This window comes from Candidatus Woesearchaeota archaeon (assembly GCA_018303405.1).
Lineage (GTDB): Archaea > Nanobdellota > Nanobdellia > Woesearchaeales > JABMPP01 > JAGVYD01.
Window position 1 is genome coordinate 63243 of record JAGVYD010000011.1, and the last position, 17388, is coordinate 80630.

General features: G+C 45.3%; 22 protein-coding genes and 1 tRNA gene. 14 read left to right on the plus strand and 9 right to left on the minus strand.

All coding sequences use genetic code 11. The features are described 5' to 3' along the window. Positions 1 to 40: 40 nt before the first annotated feature. Positions 41 to 2158 carry a diphthine--ammonia ligase gene (locus J4227_04180; protein MBS3109700.1) on the plus strand — a complete coding sequence of 706 codons (2118 nt, stop codon included), beginning with the start codon at positions 41 to 43 and terminating at the stop codon, positions 2156 to 2158. Here the strand turns inward: J4227_04180 and J4227_04185 are convergent. Continuing rightward, positions 2124 to 2882: a hypothetical protein gene (locus J4227_04185; protein MBS3109701.1), complete on the minus strand. Its 759-nt coding sequence runs from the start codon at positions 2880 to 2882 to the stop codon at positions 2124 to 2126. The two genes, J4227_04180 and J4227_04185, sit on opposite strands and share 35 nt — an antisense overlap. A 65-nt stretch (positions 2883 to 2947) precedes the next feature. After that, a complete protein-coding gene (locus J4227_04190) occupies positions 2948 to 4357 on the minus strand; it encodes a hypothetical protein (protein MBS3109702.1) in 1410 nt (469 codons plus the stop codon). 203 nt (positions 4358 to 4560) lie between these two features. Here J4227_04190 and J4227_04195 point away from each other — a divergent pair, with 203 nt between their 5' ends. Continuing rightward, positions 4561 to 4878 carry a hypothetical protein gene (locus tag J4227_04195; GenBank protein ID MBS3109703.1) on the plus strand — a complete coding sequence of 106 codons (318 nt, stop codon included), beginning with the start codon at positions 4561 to 4563 and terminating at the stop codon, positions 4876 to 4878. 29 nt (positions 4879 to 4907) lie between these two features. Further along, complete coding sequence (locus J4227_04200) at positions 4908 to 5141, plus strand: DUF167 domain-containing protein (GenBank protein ID MBS3109704.1); 234 nt, start codon at positions 4908 to 4910, stop codon at positions 5139 to 5141. Here the strand turns inward: J4227_04200 and J4227_04205 are convergent. Beyond that, on the minus strand, positions 5124 to 5336 hold the full coding sequence (locus J4227_04205) for a hypothetical protein (protein MBS3109705.1): 213 nt from the start codon (positions 5334 to 5336) through the stop codon (positions 5124 to 5126). The two genes, J4227_04200 and J4227_04205, sit on opposite strands and share 18 nt — an antisense overlap. A gap of 120 nt (positions 5337 to 5456) precedes the next feature. On the opposite strand from J4227_04205, the gene J4227_04210 reads away from it, so the two are divergent. After that, the gene (locus J4227_04210) at positions 5457 to 5996 is read left to right on the plus strand and encodes a hypothetical protein (GenBank protein MBS3109706.1); all 540 of its coding nucleotides are present in this window, start codon (positions 5457 to 5459) and stop codon (positions 5994 to 5996) included. 65 nt (positions 5997 to 6061) lie between these two features. Here the strand turns inward: J4227_04210 and J4227_04215 are convergent, their stop codons facing one another. Then, complete coding sequence (locus J4227_04215; GenBank protein MBS3109707.1) at positions 6062 to 8599, minus strand: hypothetical protein; 2538 nt, start codon at positions 8597 to 8599, stop codon at positions 6062 to 6064. A gap of 170 nt (positions 8600 to 8769) precedes the next feature. Here J4227_04215 and J4227_04220 point away from each other — a divergent pair, with 170 nt between their 5' ends. The 4 genes from J4227_04220 to J4227_04235 all read left to right on the plus strand — a co-directional run bounded on the left by J4227_04220 (position 8770) and on the right by J4227_04235 (position 12267). After that, positions 8770 to 9888 (plus strand): NAD-dependent epimerase/dehydratase family protein, encoded by a 1119-nt coding sequence (locus tag J4227_04220; GenBank protein MBS3109708.1) that lies wholly within the window; start codon positions 8770 to 8772, stop codon positions 9886 to 9888. A 65-nt stretch (positions 9889 to 9953) separates the two neighbouring features. Beyond that, entirely contained in the window at positions 9954 to 11063 is a 1110-nt protein-coding gene (locus J4227_04225; protein MBS3109709.1) for an NAD-dependent epimerase/dehydratase family protein, read from the plus strand. Beyond that, positions 11063 to 11803 carry a glycosyltransferase gene (locus tag J4227_04230; GenBank protein ID MBS3109710.1) on the plus strand — a complete coding sequence of 247 codons (741 nt, stop codon included), beginning with the start codon at positions 11063 to 11065 and terminating at the stop codon, positions 11801 to 11803. The genes J4227_04225 and J4227_04230 overlap by 1 nt, the downstream gene beginning before the upstream one ends. 334 nt (positions 11804 to 12137) lie before the next feature. Continuing rightward, a tRNA-Ser gene (locus J4227_04235) sits at positions 12138 to 12267 on the plus strand. Positions 12268 to 12304: 37 nt separating this feature from the next. On the opposite strand, the gene J4227_04240 is transcribed toward J4227_04235, so the two are convergent. Next, entirely contained in the window at positions 12305 to 12574 is a 270-nt protein-coding gene (locus tag J4227_04240) for a hypothetical protein (protein ID MBS3109711.1), read from the minus strand. Between the two features lie 72 nt (positions 12575 to 12646). On the opposite strand from J4227_04240, the gene J4227_04245 reads away from it, so the two are divergent. Continuing rightward, positions 12647 to 12976, plus strand: coding sequence for a hypothetical protein (locus J4227_04245; protein ID MBS3109712.1), 330 nt, complete (start codon positions 12647 to 12649; stop codon positions 12974 to 12976). Between the two features lie 34 nt (positions 12977 to 13010). Here the strand turns inward: J4227_04245 and J4227_04250 are convergent, their stop codons facing one another. From J4227_04250 to J4227_04260, 3 genes are read right to left on the minus strand one after another with little or no spacing between them, the layout of a single operon-like run. Then, positions 13011 to 13595, minus strand: coding sequence for a hypothetical protein (locus tag J4227_04250; GenBank protein MBS3109713.1), 585 nt, complete (start codon positions 13593 to 13595; stop codon positions 13011 to 13013). Continuing rightward, complete coding sequence (locus tag J4227_04255; protein ID MBS3109714.1) at positions 13582 to 13965, minus strand: hypothetical protein; 384 nt, start codon at positions 13963 to 13965, stop codon at positions 13582 to 13584. The genes J4227_04250 and J4227_04255 overlap by 14 nt, the downstream gene beginning before the upstream one ends. After that, positions 13962 to 14243 carry a hypothetical protein gene (locus J4227_04260; protein MBS3109715.1) on the minus strand — a complete coding sequence of 94 codons (282 nt, stop codon included), beginning with the start codon at positions 14241 to 14243 and terminating at the stop codon, positions 13962 to 13964. Before J4227_04260 ends, J4227_04255 begins: the two co-directional genes overlap by 4 nt. Before the next feature lie 247 nt (positions 14244 to 14490). Here J4227_04260 and J4227_04265 point away from each other — a divergent pair, with 247 nt between their 5' ends. The 5 genes from J4227_04265 (at position 14491) to J4227_04285 (ending at position 16559) form a co-directional block, all read left to right on the plus strand. Next, entirely contained in the window at positions 14491 to 14721 is a 231-nt protein-coding gene (locus J4227_04265; protein MBS3109716.1) for a type II toxin-antitoxin system HicB family antitoxin, read from the plus strand. Positions 14722 to 14724: 3 nt separating this feature from the next. Continuing rightward, a complete protein-coding gene (locus J4227_04270; GenBank protein MBS3109717.1) occupies positions 14725 to 14949 on the plus strand; it encodes a type II toxin-antitoxin system HicA family toxin in 225 nt (74 codons plus the stop codon). Between the two features lie 139 nt (positions 14950 to 15088). After that, positions 15089 to 15634 carry a hypothetical protein gene (locus J4227_04275; protein ID MBS3109718.1) on the plus strand — a complete coding sequence of 182 codons (546 nt, stop codon included), beginning with the start codon at positions 15089 to 15091 and terminating at the stop codon, positions 15632 to 15634. Between the two features lie 118 nt (positions 15635 to 15752). Further along, positions 15753 to 15974 (plus strand): hypothetical protein, encoded by a 222-nt coding sequence (locus tag J4227_04280; protein MBS3109719.1) that lies wholly within the window; start codon positions 15753 to 15755, stop codon positions 15972 to 15974. A 309-nt stretch (positions 15975 to 16283) separates the two neighbouring features. Continuing rightward, a complete protein-coding gene (locus tag J4227_04285; protein MBS3109720.1) occupies positions 16284 to 16559 on the plus strand; it encodes a hypothetical protein in 276 nt (91 codons plus the stop codon). 222 nt (positions 16560 to 16781) lie between these two features. On the opposite strand, the gene J4227_04290 is transcribed toward J4227_04285, so the two are convergent. After that, the gene (locus tag J4227_04290; GenBank protein MBS3109721.1) at positions 16782 to 17342 is read right to left on the minus strand and encodes a hypothetical protein; all 561 of its coding nucleotides are present in this window, start codon (positions 17340 to 17342) and stop codon (positions 16782 to 16784) included. Between the last annotated feature and the right edge of the window lie 46 nt (positions 17343 to 17388).

Sequence of the window (17388 nt, forward strand, 5' to 3'; positions counted from 1 at the left end):
TTGCTAAATCTTTTTAATGCCATAACAGATTCACCTTATCATGTGCGGCCTTATTGGGATATTCAACATTGAGAATGCAGCTGGCCTGGCAGCCAAAGCCCTGGAAGCCATAAGGAACAGGGGCACAGAGGCCTATGGCATTGCAACAGAGTCATGGATTGAAGTGAAAAAAAGGCCCGAGGACCTTGTCCCTATCAAATCCAGGAACGCAGTTGCCCACTGCCTGCATTCTGTTGTCTCCTATCTCCCCCAGCCACTGAAAGGCAAGGGAATTCTCATTGCCAATTGCGAGATTTACAATTGGAGGGAACTTTCGGCAAGGCACAGGATAAATGCCCAAAACGATGCAGACCTGCTCCTCCAGATGCTTGACAAGCTTGGCGTCGCCAAAACTGTGCCAGAGATTGACGGGGTATTTGCATTCGCATACTGGCGGAATGGCAAGGTCATCCTGGCGCGGGACATTATAGGTGAAAAGCCATTGTGGTACCATTTTGGGGATTCATTCTCATTTTGCTCTGAGAAAAAGGCCCTGGAAAGCCTTGGCTTCTTGGCTTGCTTTGAGCTGAACCCAAGGCAAATCCTGACATATGACATCGGGCAAAACAGAATCTCATTTGCACAGCGAAAATTCTTTTCAATCAAGCCTGAGTCAAGGCTCAAGCCTGGCCGGATTGAAAAAGAAGTCTGCGGGCTGCTGATTAATTCTGTGGCCAAGAGGCTGCCTGACAAGAAATTCGGGCTGCTTTTTTCAGGCGGGGTTGATTCCTCGGCAATTGCGCAAATCCTGAAAAGCCTTGGCATGGACTTTACATGCTATCTGGCAGTCCTGGACGAGCCGGGCCTGAAAACAGGAGATGACCTTGCGTCAGCAGAATATGCTGCCAAGAAAATTGGGCTCAGGCTAAAGGTCAGGCGCCTTTCACTTGATGATGTGCAAAAATACCTTAAAAAAGTTGTTCCGCTGATTGAGGACACCAATGTGACAAAAGCCGGAGTGGCTGTAACTTTTTTCGCAGCCTGTGAAATGGCAAAGGCAGATGGCATCAAGGTCATTTTTTCCGGATTAGGAAGCGAGGAAATATTTGCAGGCTATGACAGGCACAGGAAAAGCCAGAATGTGAACAATGAATGCCTTTCCGGGCTCCTCAAAATGTATGAACGGGACACTTACAGGGATGATGTCATAACCATGGCCAACAGCCTTGAGCTGAGGCTGCCGTTCCTTGACAAAAGGCTGGTTGAATATTCATTGAAGATTCCCGGCCATCTTAAGCTGAATGAGCAGGCGAACAAGATAATTCTGAGAAGAGCGATGATCAGCCTGGGAATGCCGCAGGAAATCGCTTCCAGGAAAAAAAGGGCTGCCCAGTACGGCAGCAGGGTTGATTCCGCAATTGAAAAGCTGGCAAGGAGAAACAGAATAAAGACAAAATCAGAATACCTCCGGCAATTCTATCCACAGAAAAACCTCAGGCTGGGAGTCCTGTTTTCCTCGGGCAAGGACAGCTGCTTTGCAATGCATACAATGCAGAAGCAAAATTATGGAATTTCCTGCCTTATTACAATGAAAAGCGAAAACAAGGATTCATACATGTTCCACACGCCGAATGTGCACATGGCAAGAATGCAGGCAGAGGCAATTGGGCTTCCACTGGTCGAGACGGTGACCTATGGAGAAAAAGAGGCTGAGCTTGAGGACCTTGAAAAAGCGCTTAAAATTGCGCAAAAAAACCATGCCATAGAAGGGGTTGTCACAGGCGCATTGTTCTCCAATTACCAGCGGGAAAGGATTGAGAGGGTGGCTGATTCGCTGGGGCTGAAGATTTTTTCGCCATTATGGCACATGGACCAGGAACTGGAAATGGGCGTCCTGCTGGATGCAGGATTCAAGTTCATATTCAGCAGCGTCGCCGCATTTGGCCTGGACAAGTCTTGGCTCGGCAGGGAAATAGGCCATAAGGACATCAAGAGGCTCGTGGAACTGAACAAAAGGACAGGCCTGAACATCGCCGGAGAAGGGGGAGAATTCGAGTCACTTGTCCTGGACGGCCCGATGTTTCGCAAGGCAATCCAGGTAACCGATTCTGAAATAATTGTGGAAGGGGAGCACAATGCCAGATTTATCGTGAAGGATGCTGTGCTGGCTGAGAAATAGCATGGCCTGGCCTTTCAGGCTGGTCAAACATGAACATCCTCTGAAGGGCAAAAACAAGCTGCTCGCTGGTGAGGCTGCGGGGCAAGGTCTTTGCGGCAAGGCTGGCTATTGCGGGTGACAAATCCTGGAGCGCATGGATTTTAATATCCACTTTGCCTCCATATTTGGGGTCCGGGAAATTCATTTCTGCTGTAACGCCATATGGCAAAATCAATTCGAAATCAGCATCGCCAAAATACCCGTTCTTAGACGGGTCCCATCCCATCTCAGCTATCTTGTCAAGCGGATGGTGGCTTTTTACCTTTCGCCGCCAGTATCCGCCTTCATCCTCAAGCACAGTGTAGCTCAGGCCAGGCCTTCTGTCCCTGTCATACTTTTCCATGGCGTCTCCAAGCCACTGGTGCTCGTAAATCAGTCCAACGCTCATCTCTGAGGGCTCCAGGCTGCGCACCTCATTTGCAAATGCAAGCAACTGCTGCAGCATTCCCTGCTTTTCCCTATTTTCAGCTTCCCATTCTAAAATAACCAGTTTTTGGCCAGGCCCTCTCCAGGCATTAATCAGGACTGCCTGGTCCCCGGGAGAATCTGCATATCTTCCGCTGGAAATCCTGACATCTTCGGCACTGCCTGGCCTGCTGTTGTAGAAGGTCATAAGATAAATCCCATTGTCGATATCCCTTTCCCACCTGGCAATTTCATTGCTATGGTCAGTCACTATTGGCATTTTGCCTTGTTAAATCCCGATATTATTATAGCTTTGCATGAGAAATTGGAAGATTTTACTGAGAATCAGCAAACATTCGTACCAATGCCCAGCGCCTTTCTTCCCAGGATAATCAGCTCATTGGATTTCTCCTCTGATTTTGAGTCTGCTATTATTCTTACGACGCCAGGCTCTGTCTTTGAGTCCCTGAACCATATCCATGAAGAATCATCGGCCCACACTTTTATTCCGCCTGTCTCGTCGCCGGTTTCTGTAACCTTGTAGCCCTTGAAATATTCCCTTATTGAATGTTTCAGGTCCTGCATCCGCTCCTTTGACAGCAGGGCCTTTGTCTGCAGGGTATAGTATTGCGGCAACTTTTCAATTATCTTTGACAGGCTTTTCTTTCCTGTTGCCATTATGCCCAATAGCATGGCCATGCCAAGAATGCCGTCCCTGGATGTCGACGGCGGCACAATCCCGCCTGAGGAGCTTCCCTCCCCTCCGAGGCAGGCCTTTCTTTTTTTCATCTCTTCCATAACATTGGCCTCTCCAACCTCGACCTCATAAATCCTGCCTTTGTGCTTTTTGACGATTTCGCCGACAACCTGGCTTGTCGCGTCATTTGTCACAACAACCCTGTTCTTTGCGCCCGGCAGCATGTAATCAGCCAAAATTGCAAGAAGGTAGTGCCCGGAAATGACCTTCCCTATATTTTCCCCGAATGGGAGCACAAATTCAGCCCTGTCCGCATCGCAGTCAAAGCCAATGCCAAAATCCGCCTTTTCCTCCCTCACAATTTTTCCCATGTACGAAAGCGAATTTTCATTTGGCTCGATTCTCCTGTGGAACTCGCCTGGCTTTGCAGCCACAAGCCTGCCAGTGATTTTCAGGTCAGAGAGGACATCCGCTATGATTTTCCAGGAGCTTCCGCCATTGGGGTCAACAACAAGCCTGAATCCCGCCGACCTTATCCTTTTTACCATCTCCTTGCCAAGCGTGCCGAGAACAAATTCCCTGTATTTCTGCCCAATGTCCATGCTTTTGTTGACGAAATTGCAATTTCCGGCTTTTTTTGCCGGAACTTTTGCCTTTTTTGCTTTTTTGATAATCGCATGCATGGATTCAGCTTTCAGCGCAGCGCCATTGCTGCCCAGGAATTTCCAGCCATTGAACTCAGGCTCATTGTGCGAGGCAGTAATTATGATTCCCCCGTCAGCCTTGTACTTCCGCACGGCCAGCTGTATCATGGGCGTTGTGGCAATCTCCACATCAATTATTTCCTTTGCTGTTTTGCAGCAAACCTCAATCATTGCTTTTTTCAGCGCAGGCCCTGATGCCCTCGTATCCATGCCCACAACAATCCGCGGAGCGTGCTTTGACTGCTTTTTCAGCCAGCTTGCATATGCATGGGCATATCTCCTTGCAATTTCCTCTGTCAAGGCAGCGCCATAAATCCCCCTTATCCCTGAGAATGATTCAACCAGATAGCTCATGGGGCTAATCCTTGTTTCGGGCTTTATATAATTTATCCTCTCCATTGTCTTGATCTGCCTTATTACTGGCATCACTGCAAAATTTATCTCTCATGGCTCGTAGCAAAGCTTTTTATACATAGAAAACAAAAGAATAAGCAGCCATATTTGCCTTTAGGTTTAAGGGCAGGCATATCGCATATCAATTGAGAGGGGTGGGCGCATTGCAGGAAGAAACACAGGAACTTGGCGGCAGCATTGAGCTTACTGGCTTTAAGGACATGGATGGAGCAACCATGGTGGTTCTGAAGAAGATTGTTGGCACATATGCAAGGAAATTCAGCGAACTGTGCAGGAACTTCGAGAAGCTTTCCGTCACCATGAAAAAGGTGCACGAGAGGGAAAAATCTGAAAAGTATGAAGTCCATGCCAAGGTGCTGGACAACGGCAAGCCGATTGTATCGGCGGTAACGGATTTCAACCTCTTTTTTGCAATTGACAGCGCCCTCAAGAAGGTCGAAAAGGAAATCCACAGCTCATGAAGAGACAATCCCCTCATCATGGAATCAAAATGGACTTTTTGCAGGATAAGGCAATCAGTGTAATAGTGCACCCGAATTCTCCAAGGAATGAGATCAAGGCCCAGGACCCTGAAACCGGAGCTTACAGGGTCAATATATCAGCGCCGGCAGAGAAAGGCAGGGCCAACAAAGAGCTGCTGAAATTCCTCAAGAAGGAGACAGGGAGGGAATGCAGGATAATCTCCGGGGCAGGCTCGCGGAAAAAACTACTTAGATTTCTTTAGCTTCCAGAATTTCAATTTCGCCTTGAATGCCACGTATTCACCTGCAAACCAGCCTACACTCCTTTTTATGAATTCGAACAAAAAGGCAAATGCCTTGGGCATAACGGACATGAAAAAGTCATAGACCCCTGTAAATAAAGTTGTAAAAAGCTTTGCAATGCCTGCCCAAAGCACGGATATCAGCTCAATTGCCATATGGCGATGTGATTCAATGGAATTTTTAAAGCTATCCCCTTGCCAATCTTTCAGGAATTTCCTGGCTGGCAAGTGGGTCCCAGCAAAACATATTTAAAGGAGAAGAAATGAGGCTTATTCATGGCTTTGTCAGATCCTGTCCCAATGTCAAAGGTTGTGCTTTATGTGCTAGTCTACGGCACATTGATTGGCCTGGTCGGGTTTTTTGGAGGCTGGATAGCGGGCAACCTGAATGCAGAAAAGCCACTTGAATGCGCTGCCAACAATGCATCCTCAATTTCAGATGCACTGAACGGTGCGCAAACAGCCGAATCCAGCTGCCCCCGATATGGCTGCTATCAGGTGACAAGAGAGGCTGTGTTTGAATTATTGTCAAATGAGTCATCCGGCACTGGCAATTTATTTGGCGGCGATGCCAGCATCAGCATCCCGGTCAAAAACATGGATCCTGAAGGGGGATATTTTATTATAACCATAGGCTGCCAGACCCTGAACAAGCAAAGCGCAGACATTACATCGGAACCGATTTACATTGGGCCAAACCAGACTGGCACCTTCAGCCTTGTGTATGGCATTGAGGCAAGGGAAAACTGGAAATGCGATAATTACAGGGTAAACTCAAGCGTTGTAAAAACGTGCGAACTGACGCAGTTGCCATAATCGCTTCTTATCATACTGGCCGGGGTTTTGACCTTCTCCATCCCTGCATTTGCGGCTCTGCTGCGTTATATCCAAAGCCACGCCAGAAGATACAACCCAAGAATTGCAAGTGCAGAAACCATGGCAGAAACCTTTTCAAGTGCATTCAGCTCAACCTTCAAAATTATCTCATTCCCTGCCCTGGCTTTCATCAATATCAGGTACTCTGTGGATGACAGCACAGGAATCTCTTCCCCTCCCATGTACGCATGCCACCTCGGGAAATAATGTTCCTTAAACACAACCCAGTCCCCATCCTTAAAGTTGCCGGTGATTACAATTTCGTCCTGCTTAATGCGCTTCCATGGCAATGGTTCATATGCAAAGCTTTCCGGCATTTGCTGATAGCCTCCTATGTCATACCACCCCTCTTTTGGCAGCAGGCTCACAGCCACAAAGCCGCCTTCCAGTTTTCTTAAGTCTTCAAGCATTGCCTCAGGCGCCACAATGACTTTTTCAGAATAAAAACTGTAGTTCATCTTAAGTATGACATCACAAAGGTATTCCTTGTTCTGGTAAATCGGATAGGCCTGGCCCTGCATAAGAACCTGGACAACAGACCTGCCAAGCGGCTCGCAGGCATTGACAAAGACGTACTGGTAGCCTCCTGCCCGGAGATAATTCCCGAACTCTATGCTTGTCAAATTTTGCAGGGCAGGGGTAAACCCCCATGAATGGGAGCTGTGAATTTTCGTGTAAACTGTTTTTGACTCATCGAACTGGTTGAATTCGTACCTGGCAGTATACCTGTCTGTCAGTATGTGCACAGCTGGGTCAAAGGCGTTTGAGAATATTGCATAAGTAATCATCCTGCCATCCATCGACAGCTTGCTGATAAAATCCAGCTCAGATGAATACCTTTCACCATTTATGACACTTTCCTTATGTATCCCCGTGAAATTCTCAATCTCAAATGGCACAGTGGCAATGATTCCAATGAGCAGGATGGCCGCAAGCAAAATCCTCAGCCATTTTGATTCCTCATTGATTACAATGGCAATGACTGCTGCAAAAAATACCAGCTGGTGGAACATCAGTATCCTGTCCCCATACTCAATATTGCCAACTGTCGGGAACAGGTTTGCAAATGATGAGACAACCATGGCAATCACGAAGGTTGCCGCCAGGATGCGCGCCATTGTGAAGGAGCCTTTTTTCCAGCGCAGCAATGCCCAGAGAATCGCAAGGGCGCCAAGGGCTGACAGGAATGGCCCCATCTTCTTGTCATCATTTCTCAGCGGGTCAGGGTGCCTGAATGAGAACGGCGTGTCGTCGACGAAAAAATGCCTGAAATATTCCACTATTTCATGGGTGTCAAACCTGACGCTCTGCCCCGCTCCCCTGTTGAAATCACGATAATACAGATTTGGCGCAAGATAGAACAGCAGGACCATGAAAGCAATCACAACCAAAAAAATTTTGATGCGCTCTTGTTTTATATGCCTGGCAAGCTCCTTTCTTCGTGACCATAAGCTGTCTTTCTGCGTCTGCAGCAGCAGCAAAATTGTCCCGGAAAAAATAATAATGCCGAGCGTATTCGCAGGGTGCGTGACTATCATAAGTGCGCCATAAAGAAACATGAGCCCGAACTCATCAAGGCCCCTTGGATTATCCAATGCCATTGACAAGATAAGAAGGCCGATTGGCACAGAAAACATCATCTTATAGCTTTCCAGGAACTGCAGGGACACGAAATTAATGCCAACAGCAGCCGAGGCAAGGCCGAAAATGTATGGCGTGGCAAAAGATTCCTTTTTTGTGCAGCTTGCAATGATGAGGTAAGTGCCCAGCATGATCATGAAAAGGATGAACAGCTGGAATGAATTCCAGAAAAGCACTGGCTCAATCCCGCCAAGGAACATGTACACCAGCCCGATATGGCTGTAAGATGCAGGGGAATCTGCCAAATACGCAAACTCCCCATTTGCCATGTAAGGCTGGTAATGCGGAAATTCGCCAAACTTGCCAATGTCCTTCGGGATAACATAAAATTTCGAATACAGCCAGGTCCCGTTCGAATTGAACAGGTTTCCATCTTCAAGTATGTAGTGGCCGACTGTGAAAATTGCCAGGAAACATATTATCAGGGCCTTTGCTTCCTTCCCATCAACCTTTATGAGGGTTGAATATTTTTTCTGGAAAATGGCCTTGCTAAGCAGCAATGCAGCTGGAAAGAAAAATGTGGCCAGGATAGTCCAGGATGTCAGGGGGATGCGCGCAAAAATTGTAGTAATGTAAACCAGCAGGGTCGCGAACACGGCCAAGCCCCATCCCATCAAGTACCTCTTTATGAATCCAGACTTATTCAGCAAAAGCCCAATGGCAGAAAAGGGAAGGTAGATGGCAAAAAATACAAAGAAGCTGAACACTGCTGAGCCCGCTGCCAGAACATAAAGGAAGTTGCTGATTTCCCTGTCGAGCCTGTTCCTCAAAAAAAATAATACAACCCAAGCTATTGTGGCAGGGATCAATACCGTCTTCAGAACAAAAGACAAAACAACAATATATATGGCCAATAGCCACAATGTTGCATGCTCTGTTGCCCGAATCTTGATAACTTTCATTTTTTAGCAGCAGCCTTCAATTTTATCCTAAGCTATCCCCTGAAAAGCCTTTGCGCAGCTAATTTTTATATCTATTCTTTTGGCGGGCTGCGAATTCAGGCAGTTTAGGCCAATTTTCGAAATATATATAAATTCGTTGCACAACCTGTCAATATTGGTTGGTGGGTTTAATGAAAGTTTTAGTGACCGGTGGCCTTGGACTTATTGGAAGCGCATGCGCAAGCCTATTCCTCTCAAAAAAATGGGAGGTTGTGATTGTGGACAATGACATGCGCGGAAACATTTTCGGCAAGGACGGGAGCACCGCGAAAAACAGGCAGGAGGAATTCTCATCCGGCAAGACGCCCAGAATTGTAAGCGGTGACATCAGGGACAAGGAACTGATGTCCAAGATAATACCTGAAGTGGATGCAATTGCGCACTGCGCGGCCCAGCCATCCCACCCGAAAAGCCTGGAGATGCCTTTGGACGACTTCAGCATCAATGCCTTTGGCACTTTGCAGCTTCTTGAACTGGCAAGGCAGCTTAATCCCAAAATACCCTTTGCATTCCTGTCCTCAAACAAGGTCTACGGGGACCAGCCCAATAATTTCAAGTACAAGGTGTGGAACAAGCGCTTTGAAAACACTGCCTTGAAAAGCTTTGATGAGACATTGTCAATAGACCACTGCGGGCACACGCCCTTTGGCGTCTCCAAAGTTGCAGCTGACCTGTACTGCCAGGAATATGCGCACAATTACGGCCTGAAAACTGCCACTTTCCGGGGCGGCTGCCTGACCGGGAAAAATTCAAGGGCAGTTGAGATGCACGGCTATCTTCCTTACATCATAAAATGCATTCTCTCTGGCCAGAAATACACAATCTATGGAGGGGGGCACAGGGTAAGGGACCAGATACATTCATCAGATGTCGCCAAGGCTGTTTTCCAGTTCATCGACAGCCCAAAAAAAGGCAAGAACGGCAAATACGGCCAGGCCTACAATCTTGGAGGCTGCCGGGAAAACTCAATCTCAATCTTTGAAACAATAGATGCTGTTGAGGCAAAAACAGGCAAGAAGGCAATAACAGCTGAAGGGCCTGAAAGGGAATCTGACCATATCTGGTGGATTTCAGACATGTCCAAGTTCAGGTCGCATTATCCAGGCTGGAAACTGACAAAGGGCCTGGATTTTATTTTCGGGGAGATAATTGACTATTATGCTGATGCGCTTGGCATAAAGAACAAGATCAAGCCAGGTGAGCCTGATTTTTTCAAGAGCAATTTTACTGATGAAAGGTTTCTCGCGTGAAAAGGCAATGCTTTAAATATTTCAGCCCGTGGACGCATATAATCAAATAATACTTGGGTCGGGGAATGAAAATACTTGTGACAGGCGGTGCAGGATTCATTGGCTCATTTCTTGTAGATTCCCTTGTCAATGCAGGCCATGATGTTGTGATTGTTGACAGCCTTGAGCCCCAGGTGCACAATGGCAAGGCACCAGAGTACCTGAACAAAAAAGCAAAATTCATGCAGGGCAATGTCAAGGACAGGAAATTCATGCTAAAGGCAATGGAAGGCGTGGAATTCATCTATCACCACGCGTCTGTTGTTGGAATAGGGCAGTCCAATTATGAGATTGCCAGGTTTGTCAATGACAATAGCCACGGCACAGCTGTAATCCTGGATATCCTGGCAAATGAGAGGCACAATGTCAAAAAAATGGTGATACCAAGCTCGAATACATGCTATGGCGAAGGCATGTACAAATGCGAAAAATGCGGGGAGTTCAAAGGAAGGCTGAGAGCGCAGGAAGACATTACCGGCAATTCCTGGGATGTAAAATGCCCCTCGTGCCATGAGGCCGCTGGCCCAATCCCTGTGCAGGAGGACACGCCTCTTGACTGCAATTCCATCTACTCATACACCAAGCGCGACCAGGAGAACATGGCAATGCACATCGGCAGGATGTACGGCATTCCAATAACAGTTTTCCGGTACTTCAATGTCTATGGGCCAAGGCAAAGCCTGTCCAATCCATACACTGGCGTGAGCGCAATTTTTATCTCGAGGCTCATGGCTGGAAAAGCCCCGGTCATTTATGAGGATGGATTGCAGACGCGGGATTTCATCAGCGTCCATGATGTTGTTGATGCAAGCATGCTGGCAATGAATTCCAGGGCTTCTGACTATGGGATTTTCAATGTGGGGACAGGACAGCCAATCACAATAACCCAGGTCGCCCTTGAGGCTGCAAAGCTGCTGGGGAAAAAAATCAAGCCGGAAATAAGCGGCAAGTTCAGGAAGGGGGATATCAGGCACTGCATCGCAGATATCTCGAAAATCAAGGCCAGGCTGGGCTGGTCGCCTAAAACAGGATTCTCAAGAGGATTTGCGAGCCTGGTCAAGGGCAGTTCCGAAGCAGGGCACCATGACAATTTCGACAAGGCAAGCAGTGAGCTTGAAAAGCGCGGGTTGGCATGATGGCTGGAAAAATCCAATTGTCGATTGTAATCCCTGCGCACAATGAGCACAGCAATCTCCCATTCCTTCTTGAGGACCTGGTAAATCTCAGGGCAAAACTGCCTGAAGCTGAAATAATAGTTGTGGATGACAATAGCCAGGACACCACGCTGAAAATCGCAACGGCATTCTCCCGCAAGCATGATTTCATCAGGGCAATACACCGTGGCAAGGGCGACAATGGCATGGGCGCTGCGCTTAAGGAAGGGACGAAAGCAGCAAAAGGAAAATACGTTGTCTGGCTCATGGGCGACAGGTCGGACAACCTTTCCGCGCTGCCGCAATTTGTAAAAAAGCTTGAGTCAGGCTTTGACATGGTTTTTGGCTCAAGGCACATGAAAGGCGGCTCAAGGGGCGACCTTGCGGTATCCAAGGCAATCCTAAGCCATGGCTACACACTCTGCACCAGGATTTTATTCGGGATAAGGGTGCATGACATCACAAATGCTTTCAGGGCGTTCAGGAAAGAATTATTTGACAGGATTGCGCTGGAATCAGACAACTTTGCGATATCTCCTGAATTTGCAATCAAGGCGCAGCTTGCGGGGTATAAGCTGTGCGAGGTGCCTACAGGTTACAGGGACAGGCAGTCAGGGGTCAGCAAGTTCAAGCTGGTAAGGATGGGAGTGGATTATGTCAGCCTGTTCAAGTACAGGATAACCGGGTACAAGGCTGGAAAGGGAAAAATCAGGGTTAGGTAAACTTTAGGGCAATAGCAGCATTCTGGCTTTATTGTCCTGGAAGATATTTGGCACGGAAGGCAGGGAGACGCTCGCTTTGCTCGGTCTCCCGAACTGCATTTCTTAGGTAAGATTTATAATGCGTCATTAAATCCAATATACTGTGCCGCGGTCGCTTAGCCACAACTGGCCTCAGTTGGCACGGAAGGCAGGGAGACGCTCGCTTTGCTCGGTCTCCCGAACTGCGACTATCGGCAATAGGGACGGGAATCAATAGCGATTATAACTTTAAAATTACATCGCGTCGGGGAATTTTATGTTCCCCCCGTTTTTACCAGATTTTTGTTAAAAATCTGCCGCGGTCGCTTAGCCCGGTATAGCGCTGGATTGCTAGATACTGTATAACTAGTGTCTTAGAAACCTACTATACCATGCAGACATCCAGTGTCCGCAAGGACTCGGGAGTTCAAATCTCCCCCGCGGCGCTTTTCTTATTTTATAAGGAAGTGAAACGCCAAAAAATTAGTCCTTTCCCATAAATTTACCAATATACTCCATTATTTTCTCTTTCTTTTCAATATTTATTGAAACATGCTTTCCATAGCCTGTCTTTTTCAAGTACAAAATCCCCTCTTTAATCAATTCTTCAGAGATTTCCTTAACTCTCCCTTTCAAATCGGGAGGAAAGCTCTTTGCAAGATTCTCAAAGGCAGTGTGGCTATGTTCAAACTTCCCTTTGCGCGTAAGCTTGTGCAAAATCTTTCCTTTAATCTGTGAATCATTCCACGTCATAAGTCCACCAGAATAGACTTTGAAAGGTTAAATTTATATACTTTTCTGTTTATTCAATATCAAGGTAAAAAAATGGAAGAAAAATCGTTATTGCTTAATTTGACGGGAGACTTGCCTTTATTTAGAATAATTGATTTTCTGCTTGAAAACAAAGGGATGGACTACAGCAAGACAGACATCGCCAAGGGTGCAGGGATTTCAAGGGCATCTTTGTTCAATTACTGGATAGAATTGGAAAAACACAGGCTGATAAAAACAACAAGAAGCTTTGGCAAGACAAAGCTGTATACCCTAAACGTTAGCAATCCAATTACACAAAGGATTATTGAGCTTGAGAAAACATTGATAAGCGAAGCCATGAACAAAGCTGTGAAGAAAAAAGAAATTTTGGTTGAAAATTGAGTTATTTTTCTGAAACCTTTATTTTTATATATCTCTATTCTTGTTTGTCAATTTCCCATTCAATTTCTGGATAATGCCTTGGCTTAATTTTCTTGATATTTTTTAATACATACTTTTTGAGTTCTTCCCCATTTTCCTTTGAATAAGCCCGTACGTTTCCATAAAAGAAATAACTTCCTTTTTGACTCTTGACAATAAGTGCACTGATATAATCATTTACCTTCAGCAAGTTTGGAAAATCAATTGTTTTAATTAAGTACTTTTTACTATCTATTACATTCTTAATTAGATAATCTTTTCTGTTAATATGCACAACTTGAAAAAGCGAGTCATTGTATTCAACAAAGTTTCTTATAATCTTTCGGTCATTTTTTGTAAAGAAGTCAAGAGGGAATAGCAGTGCATATTCCATTGGCGTTGCGCCCTTAATTTTTCTTTGAAGCAGAAAATATGATAAGAATCCACTATAATAGGTTGTATCATCTTTTGCTGACTGTGCCTCTTGTGTTGCCTGAAACTCTTTGTTCGCTTTTTGTAACTCTTTAGGGTGCAGATTGTTTATGAAACCAAGCACTTTTCTAATCACTTTTGTTTCTGGCTGTATTTTACCCCTTGTCATAATCAAAGCCCATTTTCTCCAAATCTATTCTCAAATACTTTTCCTGCAGGTCATAAACAGTATTATACAAATAATCATTATCCCATTTTGTAAAAATCCCGATATTTTTATGAATACTTTCTATTAGTTCCATTGGTTTGAGTGATGGCATTGTCATAAAGAAAAAGAAGAAAATTTTATCGTATATCTTTATTGTCACATCAATAAGCTTATATTTTACAGAAATAGCTTTTAAAGCATTTCTTAGCCCTTCTTTTTCCTGTATTGTTTCATCATTCATAGTTTTATGACAGTAGAAATATCCTCCTTGGTGCACTGAGTGGCTGAATTTGTATAATTTTCTTCCTCTTTTATCAACTTCAATCTTCATCTTACATCCAGCCCTTTCATTTTCTTCAGCTTGCTCTGGGGGTTAAATGTCCAGAGCACTTTATCATCGGAGAAGACTATTTTTCCGCTATATGCCAGATAATCCAATATTGCAATCACTGTCTGATGCATCACCTGCTTTGGCAGCTTTCTTTTCAATTCAGCAACCGATATCAGACTATCAGCTTTTTGCAGAGTATCCTCTACCATAAGAACTGTATTTAAGGTGGGGCTTCTTTGTTCTGCATAGTTCCTTGTCTTTAAGGTTATTGTTTGCATATCAACTGATATAATATCAACTGATATATAAACTTTTCTATTTTTATGTTAATTAAATCAGTGAGTTTAATAAACAACTAGGCATTCTCAAGTAAAAAAGTGGTAAGAAAAGGGGGGGGGGCGTTATCATTGTTTATAAAGGAAAAAGATGATACCCCCCCGGCGTTCTAACTCCAAGTCAGAAGACTACCACACTGCCTTTTCATCTTGAAATATGCAAAAATATATAAATTCATGAGCTATTTGGGTGACCATGCCAAAAACATTTCACGTCCTTATCGAGCAAGACGAAGATGGAGTTTACACAGGCAAGGTGCCAGAGCTCCGGGGCTGCCTCAGCCAGGGAGACACCCTAGATGAGCTCATGAAAAACATCAAGGAAGCGATTGAGCTATGCCTCGAGGTCCAATCTGAGAAAAACCAGAAGCTTAGCCAGGACAATATCAGATTTGTGGGTGTGCAGCAGCTCGAGGTGTGAGCCTTGAAGCTGCCGCTGCTTTCTTCCAGGGAACTCTGCAAATTCCTTGAAAAAGAAGGATTCAAGGCGGAAAGACAGAAGGGCAGCCACAGATTTTACAAGCATGCGGACGGAAGAAGCACAGTTGTCCCTGTTCATGCAAACAAGGATATCAGCAGGGGATTGCTTAAGGCAATCCTTGAAGAAATTGGGATGGAAAGGGAAGAATTCTTCAGAAAACTAAAATAGGAATCTGCGCCTTCATGGCCTGATGTCCCCCCCTGGCGCTTTTATTTCTTCTTTTTGCCATAGGGATTGCTTTTCCAAAATTGGGCTGTTGTTTTTGGTTATAGGAGCCTTTATATAAGATGTTCACTTGGGTTTTATCATGGACATGCCCGACCCAAACTTCCCAAAATTGACAAGGAATGAGAAAACAGTCCTAAAAAAAATCATAGAGCAGGCCAAGGTGCCGGATATGGAAATCGCCCAGAAAATGGGGCTCTCGCAGCAGGCGATCTTTAGGATAAGGCACAAGCTCGAAAAGGTCGGGATAATAAAGGGTTATATGCCAATAATAGATTTCAAGAAAATAGGTATTGAGACATTGGTTGTTCTCGGCATAAAATTCAAGGATCCCGTCTGGGAAAAATACTCCGAAGAGCAAATTGCAGAGAAGATACGAAAGATCCCGCAAGTGATAATATGCTACAGGATTCCAGAGTCGGGCGTATCACACCTTCTTATCATGGGGTTCAGGAACATGGACCACAAGGACAGGTACCTCATGTCCTTGCAGACAAAATACTCCAAGGAAATTGAAATAGTAAGCGTCTATCCATTCTCAGTGGACAGAATCATCAAGACAAACAACGTCGGGCTATTGAACATAATCCTTGACAAGGACGAGTTCGGCAGGAATGATTTTTTCTAGGGTAATCAACAATCACCTGACCTGTTGAAGTTGATTTTTACTACCACAGTATATTATACCTTCCCTACTTAATACTGCTATGGTTAAGCCAATTAAGGCATTCAGGTGTAGGCACTGCATGAGGCAGAGCAAGGGCAAGGTCAAACTTGTCGGGCTTACAATGGTATGCCCTTATTGCGGAAAACCAAGTGAGGAGATCAGTTTGGTGAGCAAACTTAGAGCAGCTGAAATCAAAAAGCCGCACAAGGCGGCCGAAATCAAAGAGCTGCTTGTAGATAATCTCGGGGCAGGGATGGATTATCAGAAATCTGCCCTGAGGCTCTACTTTGAGGTGAATTGAGATGTGGCAGACAGATCTGGATTTTATGTACGAAAGTGAGGATGAGACAAAGAGGCGAAGCACGGCTTAGCCCCGGTAAAAGATGACCTGAGCTTGAAACACAAGAAAAATCACAGTGGATGGAAAAATATCGCAATTGTAATGGAGGAATGAAAATGGAAACGACATATCTACATGGAGCACAGGATTATTCACTCGACACTTTTGACGAAAGCATTGATTTTTTTAATGACCGCTATCTGGTCTATTTCGGGGCGAATAACAATACATTTTGAATCAATACTCAGCTAAGAACAGGAGATGAAAAAAATGGAGCAAAAAATGTTTGGCAATAAGGCGCACCGCTTCGGGGTCGAAGCCGTTGGAAACAGCTTCGATGCCCTGTTTGAGCCTGGCAATACAGTGGACTCCAGGAACCGCGAGCAAAAAGAGAATATAATGGGATACTCTTCATCGCCAATTTTCACTCTCAAACAACATTTCTATGGCACAGAGCCTACCCTTAAGAAGGAATCTGGGATACCCCCCAATTTAACTCCTGGGCCAGATGAAACCATAACCAGGAAAGAGGCATCTGTTTCCTGACATTAAACCTTACACACCCACTTCCATAAACCCTGAACTGCCATATCATTATGATTTATTTTTTGGCAATGCCAGTTTTACAAATTCTTTGAAGAAGCATCAACTGATTTATTCACCTGAACATATCCCTTATCCTGATTTTGTGGTGCCGGAAGACCAGGTCATGTATCTCCTCGGAGATTGGCAGGTTGCACAGAACAAAGGGCATTTCCAAACTTGTTCTCACTTGTACACAAATTCTATCGGGAGCGCTTTCAGCCGCCCATATGTCTTCCTGTCCTCCTGGAGCGGGATCCATTCATACAGAAGAAGGTGAACAGGATGCCACAATGCCACCCAGGAGCCGACAAACAGGCTTTCCGAGACAATATGCCAGATAACATGGTTGGGAAAATAATGCTCAACAATGTATGATGCAGCAATAAGCGACATGAATATTACAATCGCAACGCCCAGGATTTTCCTTGCCTTGTAGACGCGCCTGGCCAAATGCACGCCGCTGTCCATGTACTCAAATTCAAAATAATGCCTGAATGCATTCCTGATCTCAGACTCATATTTTTGCAATTTCCTTGGCAGATGGAATACAACATGAACCGGGTCGGTGCTTTGGAAAAAAATAATCTCCTCCTTCAGCCTTTTCGTGATTATTCCATGCAAATCCCTCTGGTGGATTGGCGAGGGATCATGTGTGGCGAGCAATTCGTCCAAGGCAGAGACCGCTATGTCAATGCAATATGTGCCGTTGACTTTCCTGTAATGGCTCAGAAGTTCGTTATCCATGATGTTATAGCACAAACAGCACTATAAATATTTTTCCACAGCAATA